The sequence below is a fragment of the Mesorhizobium sp. P2_D1 genome (genome assembly GCF_056404455.1).
The window spans coordinates 1-21887 of sequence record NZ_JBFUDZ010000040.1 but is presented as its reverse complement, the minus strand read 5'-3'; the positions used below and the strand labels follow the sequence as shown (position 1 = coordinate 21887).

The window sequence follows — 21887 nt, the reverse complement described above, 5'->3', positions numbered from 1 at the left end:
GGTGCGGAAACAAACTTTCAGCAAGTGGGATTATGCAACCAATTGCATTTGAATCGGTTTTAGGGCCATTGCCGTGGCGGTGACGCCGCTCAGTGTCCGCATACGGAATTTTCAATGAATATTCAGACGACCCCTGCCCAGATCGAGAAGACGAGCGCGAGCTTCCCAGCCATCACGGAAGAGCCGATCCGATCCAATTTCCTGCCCGAAGAGCGTCTTCGCCTGCTTGGCGAAAGCCTGGCAAAAGGCGATCTCACCGATCTGTTCGGCCTGACGCCGTTCGACTTTCAGGCCCGCATCCGCGACAGCGCCAAGAAGATCTTGGAAGTCTACCGCTCGACCAATGCCGCGCAGGCGAGGGGCGAGACGATCACGCCGGCGGCGCAGTGGCTTCTCGACAACAATTATCTGGTCGAAGAAACCATTTTCCAGGTCAAGCGCGATCTGCCGCGCCGCTTCTACCGCCAACTGCCCAGCCTGAAACTGCCCGAGGGCGGCAGCGTGCCGCGCGCGCTGGCGCTGGCCTGGACCTATGTGGCGCATTCGGACAGTTCCGTCTCGGCGACGATGTTCAAGTCCATCGTCCAGGGCTTCCAGTCGCTCGAGCCGCTGAAGATCGGCGAACTCTGGGCGCTGCCGTCGCTTCTGCGCTTCGTCCTGATCGAAAATCTCCGCCGGCTGGCGGTCAGGGTCAACCGCACCCGGCAGATGCGCCAGATCGCCAACGATGTCGCCGACAAGGTTCTGGCGACCGACGACAGCCCGGACCGGCAGGCGATCCTGTCCAAATTCAGCGCTCATGCGCAGGACACCACCTTCGCCACCCAGCTGCTCTATCGCTTGCGCGATGGATCGCAGAATGCCGGCAAAGCCCTGGAATGGCTCGAAGGCGAGCTCGAAAAGACCGGCTCCGATGCCGAGGAAATCATCATTTCCGAACATCACACACTGTCCAGCGGCAATGTGACGACCGGAAACATCATCCGCGGCCTGCGCCTCATCAACGACGTCGACTGGACGGTGTGGTTCGAAGGCGTCAGCCGCATCGACACGGTGCTGCGCGAGCGCACCGATTTCGCCGCGCTCGACTTCTTCTCGCGTGACCAGTACCGGACCGCGATCGAGGAGCTGGCGCGCCGCTCCGACCTTTCGGAATATCGCGTCGCCGAGAAGGCCATCGAGTTGGCCGATCACGTCGCCACCGAGACCCTGTCGGGCGATGATGAAGGCGCTGCCGCCCAAGTTGCATCCGCCCACACCGATGTCGGTTTCTTCCTCGTCGGTCCGCGCCGGCTGGAACTGGAGAAGGCGATCGGCTATCGGCCGACCATCAGCCAGACGGTCAAGCGCACCTTCCGCAAGACCGGATGGCTTGGCATCGTCGTACCGGTGTTTGCGCTGACGGCCCTGCTTCTCGTGCTCACCGGCAATGCGCTGGCCAATCTCGGCCTGTCGGTGCCGTCGATCGTCTTGATGCTGGCGCTGTTTGCCGTACCGGCCAGCGAGGGCGCGCTCGCCTTCTTCAACACCGTCGTATCGCTGTTCCTGAAACCGACGCGCCTCGTTGGCTATGATTACAGGCACGGCGTGCCGTCCGAGGCGCGCACGCTGGTGGTGGTGCCGTCGCTGATCGGCTCACGCGACGACGTCGAGGAAAACATCCGCAATATCGAGGTGCATCATCTCGCCAACACGGCGGATGAAATCTATTTCGCACTGCTCTCGGACTGGCCCGACAGCAAGATCGAGATCGATGCGGCCGATACCGAAATCCTCGAATTCGCCCGTGCCGAGATCGCTCGTCTCAACGCCCGCTATCCCTCCGAAGGCGCGCCGCGTTTCTACATTCTGCACCGGCGCCGGCTCTTCAATGCGGCGCAAGGGTCCTGGATGGGCTGGGAGCGCAAGCGCGGCAAGCTGCACGAACTCGATCTTCTGCTGCGCGGCGACAGTGACACCACATTCCTGCCGCTCGACGTGCAGCTGCCGGAAAACGTCGTCCATGTGATGACGCTCGATGCCGACACCCGCACCACCCGCGACGCGGTCGCGACCTTGGTCGGCAAGCTCTGCCATCCGCTCAACCGTCCGCATTTCGATGCTACCAAGCGTGTTGTCACGGCCGGCTATGCCATCCTGCAGCCGCGCATCACCGCGTCGTTGACCAGCGGCGACGATGCGTCGTTTTTCCAGCGGGTCTTCTCGGCCAATCGCGGCCTCGACCCTTATGTCTTTGCCGTCTCCGATCTCTATCAGGACGTCTTCGGCGACGGGTCCTTCACCGGCAAGGGCCTTTATCACGTCGATGCTTTCGAGGCAGCACTGCAGGGCCGCATCGAGGAAAACACCATCCTCAGCCACGACCTGCTGGAAGGCGCGCTGGCGCGCTCGGCGCTGGTCACCGACGTCGAACTGGTCGAAGACTATCCAACCCGTTACTCGGTCGACGCCTCGCGCCACCATCGCTGGGCACGCGGCGACTGGCAGCTTCTCGGCTTCATGCTCGATCCGCGCTCCGGCGTGCCGGCCCTGTCGCGCTGGAAGATGGTCGACAATCTGCGCCGCTCGCTGACGCCGATCTTCTGGGTCATGGCCGCGATCGCCGGCTGGACGCTGCTGCCCTTCACGCAGGCCGCCCAATGGCAGGCCCTGCTGATCCTCAGCCTGTTCATGGCGCCGACATTCGACATCGTCAACGCCATCCTTCCCAAGAGCGGCGACCAGACGCCGCGCGGCCATTTCTCGGCCTTGGCGCGCGACGTCGCCTTCGGCACCGCCATGGTGGCGCTGAAGATCGTGCTGATGGCGCACAACGCCTGGATGATGGGTGACGCCATAATCCGCACGATTTACCGGCTCTTCGTCAGCCGCCAGAACCTGCTGGAATGGCGCACCGCCTCGCAGGCGCACAAGGCTGGCGACAACGATGTCGGCTCCTATTACGGCATGATGTATGGGACCGTGATCATCGGCTTCGTCGGCCTTGCCATCCCGGTGCTTGCCGACTCCACCGGCGCGTTCGTCGCCTTCTTCTTCGCCCTGTTCTGGATCGCTTCGCCGGCCATCGCCAGCTGGATCAGCCGCTCGGCCGAAACCGAGGATCGCTTGCGCATATCGCAAGCCGATATCCACGCACTGCGTACGGTGGCGCGGCGCACCTGGCATTATTTCGAAAGCTTCGTGACGGCCGAGCACCACAATCTGCCGCCGGACAATTTCCAGGAAAGCCCGGCGCCGGTCGTGGCGCCGCGCACCTCGCCGACCAATATCGGCGTCTACCTGCTGTCGGTCGTCTCTGCCCGCGACTTCGGCTGGATCAGCCTGTCCGACGCCATCACCCGCATCGACGCCACCATGACGACGATCGAGGGCATGCCGCGCGACCGTGGCCACCTCTTTAACTGGTATGACACGACGACGCTGAAGCCGCTCTACCCGCTCTACATCTCGGCGGTCGACAGCGGCAATCTTGCGGGTCATCTGGTGGCGGTGGCGGCGGCGTGCGCCGAATGGGCGGAAGCGCCCTCGGTCCATCTCCAGGGCGATTTCGAAGGCATTCTCGACACGGTGACCATCCTCAGCGAGAGCCTCGACGAACTGCCCGACGACCGCCGACAGCTGCGACCCCTGCGCCAGCGCCTCGTCGACCGTCTCGACGGCATGCGGCGCGCGGTAGACACCATCAAGGCGCAGCCGGAAATGGCGTCGATCCGCACCATCAATCTGGCCGTGCTGGCCGGCGAGATCCGCAAGCTCGCCACCGCCATCCACACCGAGGCGGCGTCGGCCCAGAGCGACGTCATCGTCGACTGGGCGGCCAGGCTCGAGGCCACCTGCGAGGCGCATGTCCATGATGCGCATAGCGACGACAATGCCGTCGAGGCGCTGCGCGCCAAGCTGCTCACCTTGCGCGAGCGCACGCGCCGCTTCGCGTTCGAGATGGATTTCTCCTTCCTGATGCGGCCCGAACGCAAGCTGCTGTCGATCGGCTACCGGGTCGAGGAGCACCAGCTCGATGAAAGCTGCTACGACCTTATGGCTTCCGAGGCGCGGCTGACCAGCCTGTTCGCCATCGCCAAGGGCGACCTGCCGACCGAGCACTGGTTCCGGCTTGGCCGGCCGATCGTCGAGATCGGTTTCAAGGGCGCGCTGATGTCCTGGTCCGGCTCGATGTTCGAATATCTGATGCCGCCTCTGGTGATGAAGGAGCCGCAAGGCAGCATTCTCAACCAGACCAGCAAGCTGATCATCAAGCGGCAAATCCAGTATGGCCGCCAGAAGAACGTGCCGTGGGGCATTTCGGAAGCGGCCTACAACGCCCGCGACCGCGAACTGACTTACCAGTACACCAATTTCGGCGTGCCCGGGCTCGGCCTGAAGCGCGGCCTTGGCCAGAACACGGTGATCGCGCCCTATGCCACCGTGCTCGCGGCACAGTTCAACCCGCGCGAAGCCGTGCAGAATCTCGCCAGGCTGCGGGAGATCGGCGCGCTTGGCCGCCACGGTTACTACGACGCTGTCGACTTCACGCCGCAGCGCGTGCCGGAAGGCACCGATCATGTCGTCGTGCAGAACTACATGGCCCACCATTCGGGCATGTCGATCGTGGCCGTCGCCGACGCCATCTTCGAAGGCCGCATGCGCGATCGCTTCCACAGTGACCCGGTCATCGAATCGGCTGAGCTGCTGCTGCAGGAGAGGGCACCGCGCGACATCCCGACCGCGACCGTCAGGACCGAGGCCGACGAGCGCTCCAAGGACGAGACGGAAGTCGAGAGCCCCGACACCCGCATCGTGCTCGATCCGTTGCGGTCGCTGCGGTCGACCAGCGTGATGTCGAACGGCCGCTATTCGGTGATGGTCACCGCGACCGGCTCGGGCTACAGCCGCTGGGGCGATCTCTCCATCACCCGCTGGCAGCCGGATCCGACCGAGGACCGGCTCGGCTCCTACATCTTCCTGCGGGACGCAGGCACCGGCGATTGGTGGTCCGCCACGGCCGAGCCGAAGCGTGCGGCCGAGGAAAAGGCGCAGACCTTGTTCTCCGACGACAAGGCAAGCTTCGTCAAATCGGTGGGCACGTTGCGGTCCGAAGTCGAATGCATCGTCATCTCGGAAGGCAATGGCGAGGGCCGTCGGGTCACGCTCTACAATGACGGGCCGTCCGACCGTCACATTGAAGTCACCTCCTTTGCCGAACTGGTGCTCGGCCTGGAGGCGTCGGACAACGCGCATCCGGCTTTCTCGAAGATGTTCGTGGAAACCGAAATCGCATCGAACAACGCGCAGATCTTTGCGACGCGGCGCAAGCGGGAGACCAGCGAGCCCGATATCGCCATGGTGCATTTCGTCACCGATCCGTCCGGATCGGCGCGCGATGCCGAAGCCGAGACCGACCGGCGTGCCTTCATCGGCCGCGGCCGCACCATCGTCGACGCGGCCGCCTTCGACCCCGGCGCCAGGCTTGGCGGCCATTCGGGCTTTACGCTCGATCCGGTCGCAGCGCTGCGCCGCCAGGTGCGTGTCCCTGCCAACAAGAAGATATCGCTGACCTTCTGGACGGTGGTCGGCGCCAGCCGCGCCGAACTGGAAGAGGCCCTTGCACGGCTTGACCATCCGGAGAGTTTTGCCCGCCAGGCCATGCTCGCCTGGACGCGAAGCCAGGTGCAGACCCGCCATATGGGCCTCAGCCTGACCGATGCCGCCAATGTGCAGAAACTGGCCCGCTATCTGATCTATCCGGATCCGTTCCTGCGTCTTCCGGCCGAATCCATCGCCACGGGGCTGGGCAAGCAATCGAGCCTGTGGCCGACCAGCATTTCGGGCGATTTCCCGATCTTCCTGGTCAGGATTGGCGACGTCGCCGATCTCGAAATCGTCGCCCAGGCGCTGCGTTTCCAGGAGTACATGCGCACCCGCGGCATGATGATCGACTTCGTCGTCGTCAACGAGCAGGCGTCCTCCTATGTCCAGGATCTGCAGCGGGCGGTCGAGACGCTGTGCGAAAACAGCCGCCTGCGCGGCAAGGAACTCGGACCCCGCCAGCACATTTTCGCGGTTCGCCGTGACCTGATGGACGAGACCACCTACAAGACGCTGCTCGCTGTCGCCCGCGTCGTCCTGCACACGCGCAACGGCACCATCTTCGACCAGATCGAGCGGGCGGAGGCGGCCGCCCTGCAGGCGCGCGACGCCCTGCAGCCGGCAGCATTGGCGGTCGCGCGCGAATTGCCGTCGCCGGTGCCCGTGATGCACGCTTTGCAGGCCGTGGCGGATGTCAGCGCCGATGGAAGCGGCCTCGGCCAATGGAATGGCTTCGGTGGTTTCGATGGCAACGGGCGGCACTATGTCGTGCGCCTGGCTGGCCGGCGCACGACGCCGCAGCCATGGATCAACGTCGTCTCCAACGCTTCGTTCGGCTTCCACACCTCCGCCGAGGGTGCCGCCTTCACCTGGAGCCGCAACAGCCGTGACTACCAGCTGACGCCGTGGTCGAACGATCCGGTCTCGAACCGGCCGGGCGAGGGCGTCTACATCTACGATCAGGCCAGCGGCAAGGCGTTCTCGCCGCTCGCCGCCGTGGTACGCGACCCCTCGATGACCTACGAGGCCTGGCACGGCCAGGGTTTCTCGACGTTCCGTTCGAGGCGCGGGCCGCTGTCGATGGACCTCACCCATGTCGTCGACCCGATCGACCCGGTGAAGATCTCGCGGCTGCGTATCCAGAATTCGGGCTCGGTGCCGGCGCGGCTGCGTGTCTACGCCTATGCTGAATGGGTGCTCGGCGGGCATCGGTCGCGCACGGCGGCAACCATCGTCCCGTCGCGCGACGCTGCTACCGGTGCGTTGCTGGCGCAAAACCCCTACGGGCTCGATTTCAGCGAGCGGGTGGCTTTCCTTGCCGCCGACGGGGGCGTCCATTCGGTGACGACCGACCGTTCGGAGTTCCTCGGCCGGCATGGCTCCAGCGAACTCCCACAGGCGGTGCTGAGCGGCGCGGCGTTGTCGGGTCGTGTCGAGGCCGGAGACGATCCTTGCGCTGCGATTGCCCGCGACATCGAAATCCCGGCCGGCGGCGACGTGACGCTGCTCTGGCTGCTCGGCGATGCTGAGACCGTCGAGGAGGCCAGCGCCTTGGTGCAGGAGCATCGGGTCAAGGATTTCGACCGGCGGCTGGCCGACAATGAGCGCGAATGGCGCGGCTTCCTCGACACCATCCAGGTCGAGACGCCGGACAAGGCGCTCGACGCCATGGTCAACCACTGGCTGCCCTACCAGAGCCTCGCCTGCCGCATCCGCGCCCGCTCCGCCTTCTACCAGGCAAGCGGTGCGTTCGGCTTCCGCGACCAGTTGCAGGACACGCTGGCATTGCTGGCGCATGATCCGCAACTGGCGCGCGACCAGATCCTCAATGCGGCGCGGCGGCAGTTCCCCGAAGGCGACGTGCAGCACTGGTGGCTGCCGCGCACTGGGGCCGGCGTGCGCACCATGATCTCAGACGACGTGGTCTGGCTGGCCCACGCCACGGCGCGCTATTTGCTGGTCACCGGCGATGCCACCATCCTGAAGCAGCAACTGCCGTTCATCGATGGACAGGCGCTGGGCGAGGGCGAGCACGATGCCTTCTTCACCCCGGAAATTTTGAAGAAGACGGCGTCGCTCTACGACCATTGCGCCCGGGCGCTCGATCTTGCCATCAAGCGCAGCAGTCCCGCCGGGCTGCCGCTGATCCTCGGCGGCGACTGGAACGACGGGATGAACCGCGTCGGCGAACACGGCAAGGGCGAGAGCGTCTGGCTCGGCTGGTTCCTGCTGAAGACGCTGGGCGACTTCGCCGCAATTGCCAAGACCGAAGGCGATGCCAAGCACGCGCAAGCCTGGGCAAAGCATGCCGATGCGTTGAAGCGGGCGCTTGAAAGCACGGCATGGGATGGCGAATGGTACAGGCGCGGCAGCTTCGACGACGGCACGCCGCTCGGGTCGCGGTCCTCGCAGGAGTGCAAGATCGACTCGATCGCCCAGTCCTGGAGCGTGCTTTCGGGAGAGGGCGATCCGGCCCGATCGACGACGGCGATGGAGCAGGCGACCAAACTGCTCGTCGATGACAAGCTCAAGATCGTCAAGCTGTTCACGCCGCCGTTCTCGAAGACGGACAAGGAACCGGGTTACATCAAGAGCTATCCGCCCGGTGTTCGCGAAAATGGCGGCCAGTACACCCACGCCGCCACGTGGTTCGTCATCGCGCTTGCCGAGATGGGCCGGACCGACGAGGCCTATCGTTGTTTCTCGATGCTGAACCCGGTCAACCATGCGACCGACGAGGCCTCGGCCGAGCACTATCGCGTCGAGCCCTATGTGGTGGCGGCTGACATCTACGCCGGGGACGACAAGGGCGGCCGTGGCGGCTGGACCTGGTACACCGGCTCGGCCGGCTGGCTCTACAGGGCTGCAGTCGAAGGGATCCTCGGCATCGAACGGCGCGGCAAGCGTGTTCAGTTCAAGCCAAAACTCCCCGGCCATTGGGACGGATACTCGGCAACCCTCAAGATGCTGGGGGCCGAACTCAAGGTTCGCGTCGTCCGCGACAATAAGGCCAAGGCGGTTTCGCTGGAGCTGAATGGGGCCAAGACCAAGGTTTCGGCAGTCGAACTGAAGGATGGCGAAGTTACCGACGTCGTCATCAGGATCCCGGCCTGAGGCATTTTGCCCAGAAAGCGTGCTCTCGGGCTCAAGAGCCCGGGGGCGGTTTTCGGGACCACGACAGGATGTAAGGCGCCATGCTACCCGGCGTTGCCATCGCCTTGCGTGAAGGGCATGCCGATTAAAAGCACATAAAATCAAAGGCTTGATGCAAAGTGCATACGGCGCCCAGGCTGGCTGGGCTTGGCATCTCGTCGCCTTTGGCGGGCGCGAGGCCGCACTTGTTTGGCGCTATACTGTGTAGAAGGCGATTTCGGCCTTGGTCATCCGCCAGACATCGTTGTTGATTAAATTTGTGGCAGCACGTGCCAGCTGCCATGATTTCGCCGCATGCCTGACATTTTACCTGTCTTCTCAAACCGTTAGGTGATCACGGCAGATTTCGGAACGTCGCCATCTTTTGTTCGCGAATTGGGAACTGAAGAGGTACACGGCCATTGTTTTGCGACGTATCAACCGGTACGAGTCAAATGATGCAGTGCACAATAAACAGGATGGCGGAGTAACTGGGGTGACCCTTCTGCAAATCTACTGGCGAGCGCTCGGTTATCTGGCCGCAGACAGGAAACGCGTCGCGTTGATCTGTTCGGCCAACGTCGCTCTCGCGATCTTCGCCATTCTCGAGCCGATCATGTTCGGACGGGTGATCGATGCGATTTCCGAACGCGGATCGGTGTTTGCCACGCTTGCCCTATGGGCGGGCCTGGGCGCCTTCAACATCGTGGCCTTCGTCCTGGTGGCGCGCGGTGCCGATCGCTTTGCCCACAAGCGTCGCAGCGAGGTGCTTTGCCAGTCGTTCGAGCGCGTGATCACCATGCCGCTTGCCTGGCATCACCAGCGCGGCACATCCAATGCCCTGCACACCCTGTTGCGCGCGGTCGAGACACTGTTCAGCCTGTGGCTTGAATTCATGCGTCAGCACCTGTCGACGGCGGTCGCGCTGTTCCTGCTGATCCCGACCGCGATCAGCATGGACCTGCGCATGTCGATGGTGCTGTTGGCGCTCGGCGTGCTCTATGTCGGCATCGGYCGGCTGGTGATGAAGCGGACCAAGGAAGGTCAGGCCGCGGTTGAGCGCCATTACCACAAGGTTTTCGCGCATGTGACCGACTCGGTCTCCAACGTCGCCGTGCTGCAGAGCTACAACCGACTTGGCCACGAGGCGGACACGCTGCGCCGCTATGTCAAGAACCTGCTCGACGCGCAGAACCCGGTGCTCGACTGGTGGGCGATGGCCAATGCGCTGCACCGTCTGTCGTCGACGATTTCGATGATGGTGGTGCTGCTGATCGGCGCCTATCTGGTCACCCATGGCCAGCTGCGCATCGGCGACGTCATCGCCTTCACCGGCTTTGCCACGCTGCTGATCGCCAGGCTCGACCAGATGTCGGCTTTCGCCAACCAGATTTCGGAAGCCCGTGCCAAGCTCGAGGACTTCTACCACCTCGAGGATTCCGCGGCCGACGCCGCCGAGCCGGACGGCTTGCGCGATCTCACCAACGTCACCGGCCATGTCCGCTTCGAGAATGTTGGCTTCGAATTCGCCAATTCGGGCCAGGGCATCGACGACGTGTCGTTCGAGGTCCAGGCCGGCCAGACGGTCGCCATCGTCGGCCCGACGGGGGCCGGCAAGACCACGCTCATCAATCTGCTGCAGCGCGTCTTCTCGCCGTCCCATGGCCGTATCCTGGTCGACGGCATCGACACCCGCAGCGTGACCCGCAAGTCGCTGCGTCATTCGATCGCCACCGTGTTCCAGGATGCGGGCCTGCTCAACCGCTCGATCGAGGACAACATCCGCGTCGGCCGGGCTGACGCGACCAATGACGAAGTCCATGCCGCCGCCACCGCGGCTGCAGCGCAGGACTTCATCCTGTCCAAGAGCAATGGCTATGACACGCTGGTCGGCGAACGTGGCGGCCAGCTGTCGGGTGGCGAGCGCCAGCGCATCGCCATTGCCCGCGCCGTGCTGAAGGATGCCCCTATCCTGGTGCTTGACGAGGCAACCAGCGCCCTTGACGTCGAGACCGAGGATCGGGTCAAGGAAGCGATCGACGAATTGCGGCGCGACCGCACCACCTTCATTATCGCCCACCGCCTGACCACTGTTCGCGACGCCGATCTGGTCGTGTTCATGGACAAGGGCAGGGTGGTTGAGATGGGCGGGTTCGCCGAACTGTCGATGCGCAATGGCCGGTTTGCCAGCCTGCTGCGCGCCGGCGGCCTGCTCAACGACGAGGAAGTTCGCCGCCTCAGCCGCACCGTGCAGCAACAGCAGGAAGCCGCCGCCTGATTTCGTTCTTACCTCCCCCTTGTGGGGAGGTCGGACCGAAGGTCCGGGTGGGGCCTCCTCCGCTGCTTCGCAGTGACCTCCATGCAAGGGAGGCAGCCTGCGACACCACCGCTCGATTGCCCCAAGCGCACGAGCGGTCTATGTAGATCCGCATGAGCGACACGACTTCACGCCTGACCGGCTGGATGGATCTTGCCAACCCGACGCGCTTTGTCGGGCTGGCAGACAGGGTCGTGCCATGGCTGGCGTCCATCGCCGCACTCGTCCTTGCCGTCGGGCTCTATATGAGTTTCGCCGCGCCTGAGGATTTCCAGCAAGGCATTACCGTTCGCATCATGTACATCCACGTGCCTTTCGCCTGGCTCGCCATGATGTGCTACACGCTGATGGCGTTCTCCGCACTTGGCACTCTGGTCTGGCGGCATCCGCTGGCCGATGTGGCGCTGAAATCGGCGGCCCCCATAGGCGCGGTCTTTACGGCGCTGGCGCTGATCACCGGCTCGATCTGGGGCAAGCCGATGTGGGGCACCTGGTGGGTCTGGGATGCGCGTCTGACCTCGGTCTTCGTGCTGTTCCTGATGTATCTCGGCATCATCGCGCTGACCCGCGCGCTCGACGATGCCGGACGCGCCGCCTGGGCCGCCGCCATCATCACCCTGGTCGGCTTCATCAACATCCCGATCATCAAATTCTCGGTCGACTGGTGGAACACGCTGCACCAGCCGGCTTCGGTGTTCAGGCTCGGCGGGCCGACCATCGACCCCAGCCTGCTGTGGCCGCTGCTGGTGATGGCCGTCGGCTTCACGGTGCTGTTCTTCGCGCTACACCTGATGGCGATGCGCACGGAAATTCGCCGCCGCCGCGTTATTGCCATGCGGCGTGTGGCGGCACGACAGGCTAGCTGACGACCGGCGAGTTCTCACAAAATCTTGCTGCGCTAGGCAGCACTCGCTGGCGTGGGGTTAGCCCATCCGTCCGCGCGCTGCCACCGGCAGTGTCTCCAGCACCTTGTCGCCGTCAATCAGGTTGACCTCGTTGAACAGGTTGGTGACCACGCAGCAATGGTCGGGCACGACGCGGACGCGTTCGCCGATGCGCAGCTTGGCATGGTCTGAAAGCGTGACGGTGCCGTGCTCCTCGCTCAAGCCGGTCACCCGCGCTCCCGCAACGCTGAGCAGTTCGCCGAAATCGGCGAGCCCCAGCGTGTCGCTGGACAGTGCCTTGCTGCCGGCATCGAGGATAGCGCGCGTTGCTGTGGGATGGCTGACCACCGTCGACAGCACCGTCAGCGCGCAATCGTCGAGAGTGCCGACGCCTTTGGCGACCTGGTAGCGGTCGAGATAGATGTAGGTGCCGGGGCGATACTCGGTGACGACCGATGCCTCGTTGGAGCGCCACATATCCGGCGTGCCGCCGCTGGAGATGCGGTCACAGGCGAGGCCCGAAGCGGCCAAGGCCTGCCTGACGTCGGCAAGCCACGCTTCGGCCTCCGCCGCGCGGCCGGCGGCCGGGTAGGTCATCAGCCCGCCGAAGGCAAGGCCGCCGGCCTTGTCGATCTGCCTTGCCAGCGCAACGGCTTCATCCGCCGTCTGTACGCCGCAGCGGCCCATGCCGGTGTCGAACTCGACCAGCACCGGCAGAGGATGGCCGGCATCGGTGAAGGTGGCCGCCAGCCCCTCGATCGTGTCGATGCTGTCAGCCGTCACCGACAGCGTGACACGGCCATGCAGCGCCAGAAGCCGTTCCAGCTTGGCCCGCCCAAGGATGTTGTAAGGGAGAAAAATATCGGCAAGCCCAGCGTCGGCCATCACCTCGGCCTCGCCGATCTTCTGGCAGGTGATGCCGACGGCGCCGGCCGCGACCTGCTTCTTCGCCCAATAGGGCAATTTGTGCGTCTTGATATGCGGCCTAAGCTTCAGCCCGTTCCTGTCCGCATGGGCCTGGGCGCGGGCAATGTTGGCTTCGGCGCGTGCGGCGTCGATCAGGATCGATGGCGTATCGAGGTCGTGGATGGTCGGCATCGTCTGTCATCCCATGGAAATCCGCAGGGTTTATGACCCCGAAAGCGCGTGATGTCACGCGGCCAGCGCAGCGGATCTGTGGTCCATGCGCTCACGCCGCAAGGCCGGGCAGGGCGGCAAGATGGATCGACACCGGATCGGCGTTCCGCTATGCGATTTGTCGGAAAAATCGACACGAAGGACCATGATCATGAAACGCTCCGCCATCAACGACATCATCCGCGACGCCGACGCTTTCATCCGCTCGTTCGGCTACATCATGCCGCCCTTCGCCTATTGGTCGCCGCAGGAGGCAAAGGCGCGCCAGGTCGATTCCTCGGCCGTTTTCACCTCACGGCTTGGCTGGGACATCACCGACTATGGGCAGGAGAAGTTCGATGAACTCGGCCTGTTCCTGTTCACGGTTCGCAACGGCCGCTACGAAGACATGAAGAAGGGCATGGGCATGCTCTATGCCGAGAAGATCATGATCTCGCGCAAGGACCAGCTGTCGCCGATGCACCGCCACAACATCAAGGCCGAGGACATCATCAACCGCGGCGGTGGCAAGCTGGTGCTGGAACTGTTCATGCACGATCGCGACGGTGGTATCGATCCCAAGGCCGAGGTGTCGGTGCCTGTCGATGGAACCATCCACAGGCTGCCGGCGGGCGGGCTCCTGAAGCTCGACCCGGGCCAGAGCGTCACGCTGCTGCCCGGCGTCTGGCACGCCTTCTGGGCCGAGGGCAAGGATGTGCTGATCGGCGAGGTGTCGACCGTCAATGACGATCTCACCGACAATGTGTTCCGCGAGCAGATCGGCCGTTTCTCCAACATCGACGAGGACGTCGCCCCGGTGCACCTGCTGGTGTCCGATTATGAGAAGTGGCTGGGGTAGCTTCGGGGCTCATTGGCAGCAGCTGGGCGCTGACTGCACGCTCGTCCTGCACAGGCAGGACGACCTGACCGGCACGTCTGCCTTGGCCAACGCCGTGGCAAGGCTTGCCTGCAGCCCCGGCAGTTCTTCGGTCTCGCCGCGTCGTTTCAGGCATTCCACCAGCCCGTGCAGTGCCCAGACATTGTTCGGGTGCTGGGCGCAGCGCTGCACCTTGCCGCTGAGGCCCAGATCGTCGCGATAGACCTGCTCGGCTTCCTCGGCGAGGCCCTGGTCGAGAAGCAGTGCCGCCAGCGCATGGCGCGGCGGGTGCATCCACGCCCACGGCTCTGTGTAGGACAGATTGTCGTCAAGCTCGACCGCTTGCCGCAGATGGCCGTATGCATCGTCATGCCGGCCCTGGTGATAGGCAAGCTCGCCATCGAGGAGAGCCGCGCCGACAGCCAGCGAGGCGCGGGTCGGGTTGCTGAGGAAGCGCCGTTCGGCGGGAATGCCTTCCAGATGCCGGTGGAATTTTTCGCGCTCGCATTCCGCCTCGTCAAAGCTCCTCAGCGTCGCGTGCGCCACACCCTTGGCGTAGTGCTGCATGGCCGCCGTCAGCACATAGAAGCCGGGCTCCTGGGTCAACGGCTCGTCGATGATCTCCCGCCAGCGGCCGAAGCGCACCTCAACATGCGATTTCATGGCGTGGTAGCCTTCCACCGTCTGGGTGAGCTTGGGCCGGTCGGGAAGGCTGACCACGTCGCGCGTCACCAGGCTGCGCACTCTGTCGGCGGCCCACAGCGCCGGCCTGGACTGGCCGAGCAACATGCAGGTGAACATCATCAGATGCAGGTCGTGGCAGCAGCCGAGCAGGTAGTAGGTCGGCTCGTCCGCATAGGCGAGATAGAGGTCGTTGGCGCGAACCGCCTTCTCGCTGGCGAGCTTGGCCTTCTCGTACGCGCCGCACAGGACATAGATGTGCCCAGGCATGTGGTTCATGTGCCCGGCATCGGGGCACATTTCGCCGAGCAGGTCCGCCGATCGCAAGCCGCGTTCCGGCATGGTCGACATTTCCAGGAGATGGATGTGCAGATGGACGATCGCCGGATGCTGTGAAATGCCGGCCTCGTCGGCAAGCCGGATCGACCGCTCGCAAACCGCGAGCGCCTCGATCACGTCGGAGTTCGGCGCCGGCGCACCGGTCTTGAGGTTCCACAACCGCCGCACCGTACGCATCATCAGCGCCTCGACCAGCAGCGCCATCACGTCATGGTCGTCGGGAAAGCTTTGATACACCAGCCGCATCGCGGCGGCGTAGGCGTCATCCCACTGCTCGAATTCCGGCGGCGTCACCCGATGCGGTTTTTGGAAGCGGCAGGCCAGCGCCTCGATCAATCGCCTTTCGACCTCGCTGGCGGAAGCCACATTGGCGCGTGCGAGTTGAACATGCTCGAAGCAGCGCTTCGTCGCGCTGTTCGCCTCGGCCTCGCCATGCTCCTTCCAGGTCAGATTGTAGAAAGGCCCGGCGGCATAGGCGATGCCCCAATGCACCATCGGGCAATCAGGGTCCGTTGCGAGTGCCTTCTCAAAACACTTGATGCCTTCCTCATGGTTGAAGCCGTAGCACCAGTTCAGGCCGATATCGAACCAGCGCTGGGTTTCCGCCGAGTGGGTGGAGATGGGGCGGCGGTAGCTGCCGAGGTTGAAGCGATCCATTAAGCCCCGAGTTCTCCGAGCGCTTTGGTCAGAGCGCGCTTACAGAGCGCCCCGGCGGAGGGCTGGACACCGCGTCAGCGCTTCCAGAAATCGCGGTGCGGTGCGATTAGCTCGTCCGCGATTTCGGGGAAGGGGCCAAAGACCTCGATCTTTTTCTGGCCGGAGTCGAGTACGGTGCGCGAAGAGAGGCTCATCGTCGGGTTGTCCGTGTGATCCCCCGTGAGCGCCAGGAGCTTGCTCTCCTCGAAGCCGTAGACCAGCCGGCCGATATTTGCCCAGTAGAGCGTTCCGGTGCACATCGCGCAGGGCTCACCGGTCGAGACCAGCGTGCATTGCCATAGGAACTCCGGCTCGTAGGTCGCCGCGGCGCGCCGCGCGAGCTCGGTCTCGGCATGGCGCACCGTGTCGAGATTGCCCTGCCGCATCAGAACGTGGTCGTCCGGCCCGACCAGCACGCAACCGAACGGATGATGCCCATGCGCCGCCGCCTCGCGCGCGACCGCGTCTGCGGATCGGAGGTGGGCGAGCATCTGATCTCGGGTCAAGGCAAAATCCCCATCACGCCGACATCCGATGAGCGGCTCTTCGCGCCGAGATTGCGGCCAAAGCGACGCGATTGGCAAGAGCTAACCCCGCTTGAGGGTCCACCTACTCCAAGGTCGGTGGCGCAGAGGCGAGCGCCGATCGGCTCGGGCCTGGACAACGAGCTGATTTAACTTGGCAAATTGCTTGCCTGTGCTGGCAGTCTCAAGTGAACCCGTCTCTGGTCTCGGTTCCCTGAAGTACAGGGAAAAACAGGGATTTTGGTGAAGGCATAGGCTTCCTTGGTGGCCAAGAGCGCCTCGCAGGCGATCAGATAACGGCTGGCGAAGTCGGTAATCGTCAGCGGATTATGAAAGTAACGACCGACCTTCGAGCCGTTGAGGAAGGGCCTACCCGCCTTTCCTCAATCTTCGCCCCGCTACTTTAATTATGACCCCGCAGGGCGACAGGCGTAGTCCTGCGTGCTATCTTTGGCTTTTGATACGAGGGGTGCGTGTTTTGTCCGCTTCTTCTCAAAAAGCCGCGGGGCGACGTTTCCAGCTCGTCCTGATAAAGCCATCGCACTACGACGATGACGGATACGTTATTCGCTGGTGGCGAGCGATGATCCCGTCGAATTCGCTCGCCGCTGTCTATGGCATCGCTACCGATTGTGCGGATCGCGAAATCCTCGGTTCAGACGTAGCCATCGACATCATGGCGATCGACGAGACCAACACGCGGGTCGATATTCCGGCGCTGTTGGCGAAGCTCCGGAAGCACGACAATTTCGGAATGATCGCTCTGATTGGCGTCCAGTCCAATCAGTATCCCCGCGCGCTCGATATTGCTCGACCCTTCCGCGACGCGAAAGTGGCCGTCGCGATGGGCGGCTTCCATGTCTCGGGATGCCTGGCCATGCTGGACGGGAGCGCGGTCGACCTCGACGCTTGTCGCGAAATGGGCATTTCCATGTTTGCAGGCGAGGCCGAAGGCAGATTCGAAGCGGTACTGCGCGACGCTGCATCTGGCCAGCTCGCGCCGCTATACGATTTCCTGAAGGACATGCCCGGCATTGAGGGCTCGCCGGTACCGTTCCTTCCTAAACAGTACGTCGAACACACTATGGGCCTCAGCACGAGTTTCGATGCGGGTCGCGGCTGCCCCTATCAATGCTCGTTCTGCACCATCATCAATGTGCAAGGTCGAAAATCACGCTTCCGCTCCGCAGATGACGTGGAGAAGCTGGTGCGGATGAACTGGACGCACGGGGTCCACAAGTTCTTCATCACTGACGACAATTTCGCGCGCAACAGGGAATGGGAAGCGATTTTCGACCGCCTTATCTCGTTGCGTGAGAAGGACGGCATCCCTCTCGGCCTCATGATCCAGGTGGACACGCTGTGCCACAAGATCGAGAACTTCGTGGAGAAGGCGAAACGAGCTGGTGTTACGCGCGTCTTCATTGGCTTGGAGAACGTCAATCCGGACAATCTCGCTGCGGCCAAAAAGCGGCAGAACAAGATTACCGAATACCGTAAGATGCTGCTCGCCTGGAAGGCACAGGGCATCATGACTTTGGCGGGCTATATTCTCGGCTTTCCGTCGGACACGCCCGAGACGATCAGACGCGATATCGCGATCATACAGGAAGAGCTCCCTCTCGACATAATAGAGTTTTTTAACCTGACGCCGCTGCCGGGGTCGGAGGACCACCAGGGCCTTTGGAGGAAGCGGGTCGAGATGGACTCCGATCTCAACGTCTACGACCTTGAGCATGTCTGCACAGCACATCCGAGAATGACCAGCCAGGAATGGGAGAGCATCTACCAGGAAGCATGGTCGCTCTACTACACGCCCAAGCATATGCGTACGCTGTTGCGTCGTGCGGTCGCGACTGGCGTTCCACTCGGTAGTCTGGTCAAGCTCCTCGTGACGTTCTCAACCGTAGTCCCTCTTGAGAAGGTGCATCCGTTGCAGACTGGTCTTCTGCGCCTCAAGCGGCCGTCGGAGCGGCGCCCCGGCATGCCCCGCGAAAACCCTTGGTACTTCTGGCCTCGATTCGTATGGGAAACTCTTCGGAAACACGCCGTCCTCGCCAGCACAATTGTGCGTCTTATGGTAGCGGCACGTGCGATCTCGCGAAATTCTGCATCAAAGGATTACATGGATCAGGCGCTCATGCCGGTCGGTGATGACGGCGACGAGACACTCGATCTTTTCACAAAGACCGCTGGCGGCGACGCGGCGGTAACGCACATCAAGAAGGTCGCGGGATTGACGAGGGGCATTAAAGCCGCCTGACAGCGAGGCTTGGAGAAGCCCGCTTTGCCGAAGCCGAGGGCATCGCGATCGTCGGCGAGTTCGCCGAGCGAGGGCATCGCGATCGTCGGCGAGTTCGCCGAGATCGAGACCGGCAAGGGCGCGGATGCGCTCGATCGGAGGCCACAGCTCGCCACAGCGCGCCAACAGTCTGTCCAGTAGCGTCTCAATGACCACCTGGACCGCGCAATGTCGCTGATCACCGCGCTGGATCTCATGGAGTCCGATTGCGATCTGGAGGAAACGGCAGACGACGAGCCGTCGCTCGGCTGCCTCGATCATCTGGACCAGGACAACAGTGACCATGAGCCGGACAGCGAGGGAGCCCATGCTTGGGGCAGCAGAACGTCACCCATCGTCGCGGGAAAGCCCATGGGGACGATCGGGAGACCTCACGGTCCAGCGCTACGGAAACAACTCCCAAGCGCACCGGGCAGGCGATCGGGCGACCCCAGGCCGTGACGATTGCGAAGTCGAAAATGAGCATGGCGGCGACGTGCTCGACGAGCCCCATGACGGCCGAGAGGATGACGAGTATGAATTGGGCTGGTCCGCATAGCCACCGTGATTGCATCGATAGCTGCCGCTATCGTGCTGACATTCATGGCAGCTAAAAGATTTGAGCTATCGACGCCAAATCCGATCGAGGCTCATATCGAGAGGAACATCTGAGGCGCTACGCTAGGGGCACTGATTTCCTCAGCATCAGCCTGCCAGGGCGCGCTCGACTGAGAACATCGTGCCAAGCGGAGCGTAAGAACTCCCGTATCTCAAAAGGCGAACCGAAAAGCCCGCCACCCCCCCCCGTGAGGCAGCGGGCTAGATGCGGGCAGCGTGCGCCATTCAGTAGCGGTAGTAGTGCCTACGATGGTAATACCTGTGGTGGTAGTAGTGCCTATAGTTATAGTAGTACCTGGGATGATAGTACCTGTGATGATAGTACCTGTAGTGATAGTACCTGTGGTGGTAATAATGCCTACGGTAGTAGTGCCTGTGATAATACACCGGGCGGTAATAGCCACCGCCGTAATACGGGTCGGGATAATACCCGCCATCGTAGTAGCCGCCACCGTAGTAGCCGTTGTTGAACATGCTTCCGATCAGGGCTCCTGCGACAAGTCCTCCCGGAAAGAAGTCATTGTAGCCGTCATATCCACGCCGATAGTAGCGGTGGCCATAGTAGCCACCTCTGTATCGCCCATAATTGCCGCCTCCCCAATGATTGTTGCGCCATCTGGCGCCCCGAACTTGGAAAACGTGGGGCTGCGCGCTTTGCGCCTGAGGAACGAAAATTGGTGCAGCATTAACTGGAACAGCGCTCGTTAGCGCTAACGCTGATATCAAGGCGGCGGCCATGCCGGTCAGGAACTTCATGATCAAGTCCTCGCTGATTGGGCACTATTTCTGGCTATCCACCAAACGTCGTCGTTGCGAAATAGTTCCAGACTGATGAGCCGCGCCAGGCTGCTCGTCACAAGCTGCTGACAAGCCTAAACCTCGGACGGATTTCAGGACGTCACGTCAGCCCGCCAGCGCCAGCCCGACGGGACACCAAGGCCGAACACGATGCCCGCCGCGCCTCCAAGGCTGATGGTGAGAGCCAGGGTGTTGTGCTGCCAATTTGGACCGAGTCGCAAAACTGCTACCGACAGAAGGCCCGCTTCGGCGGGCTTTTTGTTGTGGTGGTCGCAGACGAAAAACCCGCTGCCGAAGGGGGAATGGCAGCGGGTTTATTTGAGCTAACCTCGGGGGAGGAGTTAGCTGGGTACCGGCATCGCATCTTGGGAGGAGTAGATGGCCGATAGCTAGTAAAGTACCGGCTACAGTACGTCGCCGCAATTGTGCGAAGGTCTTGCTGCCTAAACGAAGGTTTAGGTTTAGCCCCCACTTCGATGGGGTTTCATGCCGCCATGTTGCTATCCGTGTTGCTATCGCGATTCCCGAAACCATTACCAATCGTTACAAATCAATGGCTTAGGTTGCTAACGCTACACGGGCCTAGCAACATGATTTTTGGGGCGTTTGGCAGCTAAGTGTCTGAAATTGATTGGCTGGGGTTCCTGGAAGCTTTTCGAACTTTCTGGGTCGCGCCTCAGCCCGAGTTGCGGGTGCTTATGGACAAAGTAGGATACTAGATTCGGCTTTTGATAGTGCGGAAGGCATCGACTTCCTGAGTTCTCTGCGGTCTGAACGGCAACTTTGCGCMCAATGGCAGTCGTTCCGACTAGTGGTACAGTTTCCTAAAAGCGGACGCTCAGACAGCAGTCACGTCGCCTTCGCCGCGTCCGCTGGCGTCGTCCTAGCTTGGTGGCCGTTTTAAAGCACCGAGCGGCCGAGACTTAGGGCTCCTTCCACGTCGCCCGGAATATCCTCGACCAACATGGAAATCGCAGCACTGATTTCGATCGCGACCATGGCTTGTTCGGTCACATTGCTGTCGGCGGCATGTTTGACAAGCAGCATGCCATATTCTTCGCTTTCGGCCTTGAGCCTTTCCGCTGCAGCCAATGGGTCAGCCTCCAAAAAGCAGCGATCTACAGCCAGACGCCTGACCAGCCATTCAATTGCGCAAAGCCGATCATGTCCCTCTGGAAATCCTACCATGTTTCACGCCCCCCTGGCTCAGGTCTTTCTTCTGGCTCCAGGGAACTCAAGTGGCGAAATGGCGGCATCTCTGGGACCGAACGTGATGTCTACCCAATCGTCATCCTCTGGATGACTGTCGACGAATTCGATCTTCGTGATTGTTCTGCCTTCACTGACGAATTGGGCAAACATCTCGTGCACATACTCCTTGATTACGGTCTCCTGTTCAGGCTAACCACATCCTGGGCAGCGGCGCCGCCAATACCAGCCAGCAGCCTTCTCGGCGTCGAAGGCCGCCTTTTCAAAGATGCCCTGTTTCCCGTACCAAATCACCGTGTAGGCCATTGCGAAAACGCTCCCTCGGCAGGCTAGCTGAAGCCCGGTTGACGCGGCCCGCAGCGGCCCAAGGAACGCCGGCCCTAAACGATTGTTCCCCATCCGCCAGAGGCGCGGGCTTTTCCCGAAAAGTTGGAAGGGGTCGTTTATTTCTTCGGCGTCTGGGGTGGCGATAGCGTGACATAAGGTGTCCTCGGCTCCTTGCCGGGCTCCCGGTAAAACGGGGCCAGCTCGCCGGGTGGTCCGAGCGACTTGATGTAGAGATAGATGGAACGCAAGTCGCTTTCGCTCATGGCTTTGACTTGGTACCAGGGCATCGGAGGCAGATTGACCTTGTTCTTGAGGTGGTCGACCCATTTGTCCTCGTTAAAGCCCATCGCCGAGTCCCTGAGGTTTGCTGCGTAGGTCGTCCCCCATGGACCCTGCCAGCCAATGGAAGAGCCTTTCAATGCTTTCTCCGGGTCGATTTTCCCATCGGCTTCACGGTATCCTTCTTCTCCGGGTCGATTTTCCCATCGGCTTCACGGTATCCTTC

At 62.4% G+C, this 21887-nt stretch carries 12 protein-coding genes; 6 read left to right on the top strand and 6 right to left on the bottom strand.

The window, feature by feature from the left end; genetic code table 11:
* Positions 1-114 precede the first annotated feature (114 nt).
* From AC1D0I_RS24065 to AC1D0I_RS24055, 3 genes are all read left to right on the top strand, one after another.
* Complete coding sequence (locus AC1D0I_RS24065) at positions 115-8697, top strand: glycoside hydrolase family 94 protein (protein ID WP_477398194.1); 8583 nt, start codon at positions 115-117, stop codon at positions 8695-8697.
* Between the two features lie 514 nt (positions 8698-9211).
* Complete coding sequence (locus tag AC1D0I_RS24060; protein ID WP_477398192.1) at positions 9212-10993, top strand: glucan ABC transporter ATP-binding protein/ permease; 1782 nt, start codon at positions 9212-9214, stop codon at positions 10991-10993.
* A 152-nt stretch (positions 10994-11145) separates the two neighbouring features.
* Entirely contained in the window at positions 11146-11898 is a 753-nt protein-coding gene (locus tag AC1D0I_RS24055) for a heme ABC transporter permease (protein ID WP_477398190.1), read from the top strand.
* A 57-nt stretch (positions 11899-11955) separates the two neighbouring features.
* Here the strand turns inward: AC1D0I_RS24055 and AC1D0I_RS24050 are convergent, their stop codons facing one another.
* Positions 11956-13014: a D-TA family PLP-dependent enzyme gene (locus AC1D0I_RS24050; protein ID WP_477398188.1), complete on the bottom strand. Its 1059-nt coding sequence runs from the start codon at positions 13012-13014 to the stop codon at positions 11956-11958.
* Between the two features lie 190 nt (positions 13015-13204).
* On the opposite strand from AC1D0I_RS24050, the gene AC1D0I_RS24045 reads away from it, so the two are divergent.
* The gene (locus AC1D0I_RS24045; protein ID WP_477304506.1) at positions 13205-13891 is read left to right on the top strand and encodes a D-lyxose/D-mannose family sugar isomerase; all 687 of its coding nucleotides are present in this window, start codon (positions 13205-13207) and stop codon (positions 13889-13891) included.
* Positions 13892-13900: 9 nt separating this feature from the next.
* Here AC1D0I_RS24045 and AC1D0I_RS24040 read toward each other — a convergent pair whose 3' ends face one another.
* Together AC1D0I_RS24040 and AC1D0I_RS24035 are read right to left on the bottom strand one after the other, a co-directional pair.
* Positions 13901-15586 (bottom strand): hypothetical protein, encoded by a 1686-nt coding sequence (locus AC1D0I_RS24040; protein WP_477398186.1) that lies wholly within the window; start codon positions 15584-15586, stop codon positions 13901-13903.
* Positions 15587-15660: 74 nt separating this feature from the next.
* Positions 15661-16131: a nucleoside deaminase gene (locus AC1D0I_RS24035; protein WP_477398184.1), complete on the bottom strand. Its 471-nt coding sequence runs from the start codon at positions 16129-16131 to the stop codon at positions 15661-15663.
* Positions 16132-16627: 496 nt separating this feature from the next.
* Between AC1D0I_RS24035 and AC1D0I_RS24030 the strand changes: the two genes are divergently transcribed.
* Together AC1D0I_RS24030 and AC1D0I_RS24025 are read left to right on the top strand one after the other, a co-directional pair.
* Complete coding sequence (locus tag AC1D0I_RS24030; protein ID WP_477398246.1) at positions 16628-18412, top strand: B12-binding domain-containing radical SAM protein; 1785 nt, start codon at positions 16628-16630, stop codon at positions 18410-18412.
* Positions 18413-18436: 24 nt separating this feature from the next.
* Positions 18437-18592: a hypothetical protein gene (locus AC1D0I_RS24025; protein ID WP_477398182.1), complete on the top strand. Its 156-nt coding sequence runs from the start codon at positions 18437-18439 to the stop codon at positions 18590-18592.
* Positions 18593-19273: 681 nt separating this feature from the next.
* Here the strand turns inward: AC1D0I_RS24025 and AC1D0I_RS24020 are convergent.
* The 3 genes from AC1D0I_RS24020 to AC1D0I_RS24010 form a co-directional block, all read right to left on the bottom strand.
* Complete coding sequence (locus tag AC1D0I_RS24020) at positions 19274-19804, bottom strand: BA14K family protein (RefSeq protein WP_477398180.1); 531 nt, start codon at positions 19802-19804, stop codon at positions 19274-19276.
* Positions 19805-20746: 942 nt separating this feature from the next.
* Positions 20747-20938, bottom strand: coding sequence for a hypothetical protein (locus tag AC1D0I_RS24015; protein ID WP_477226041.1), 192 nt, complete (start codon positions 20936-20938; stop codon positions 20747-20749).
* Positions 20939-21498: 560 nt separating this feature from the next.
* Entirely contained in the window at positions 21499-21801 is a 303-nt protein-coding gene (locus tag AC1D0I_RS24010; protein ID WP_477398178.1) for a hypothetical protein, read from the bottom strand.
* Between the last annotated feature and the right edge of the window lie 86 nt (positions 21802-21887).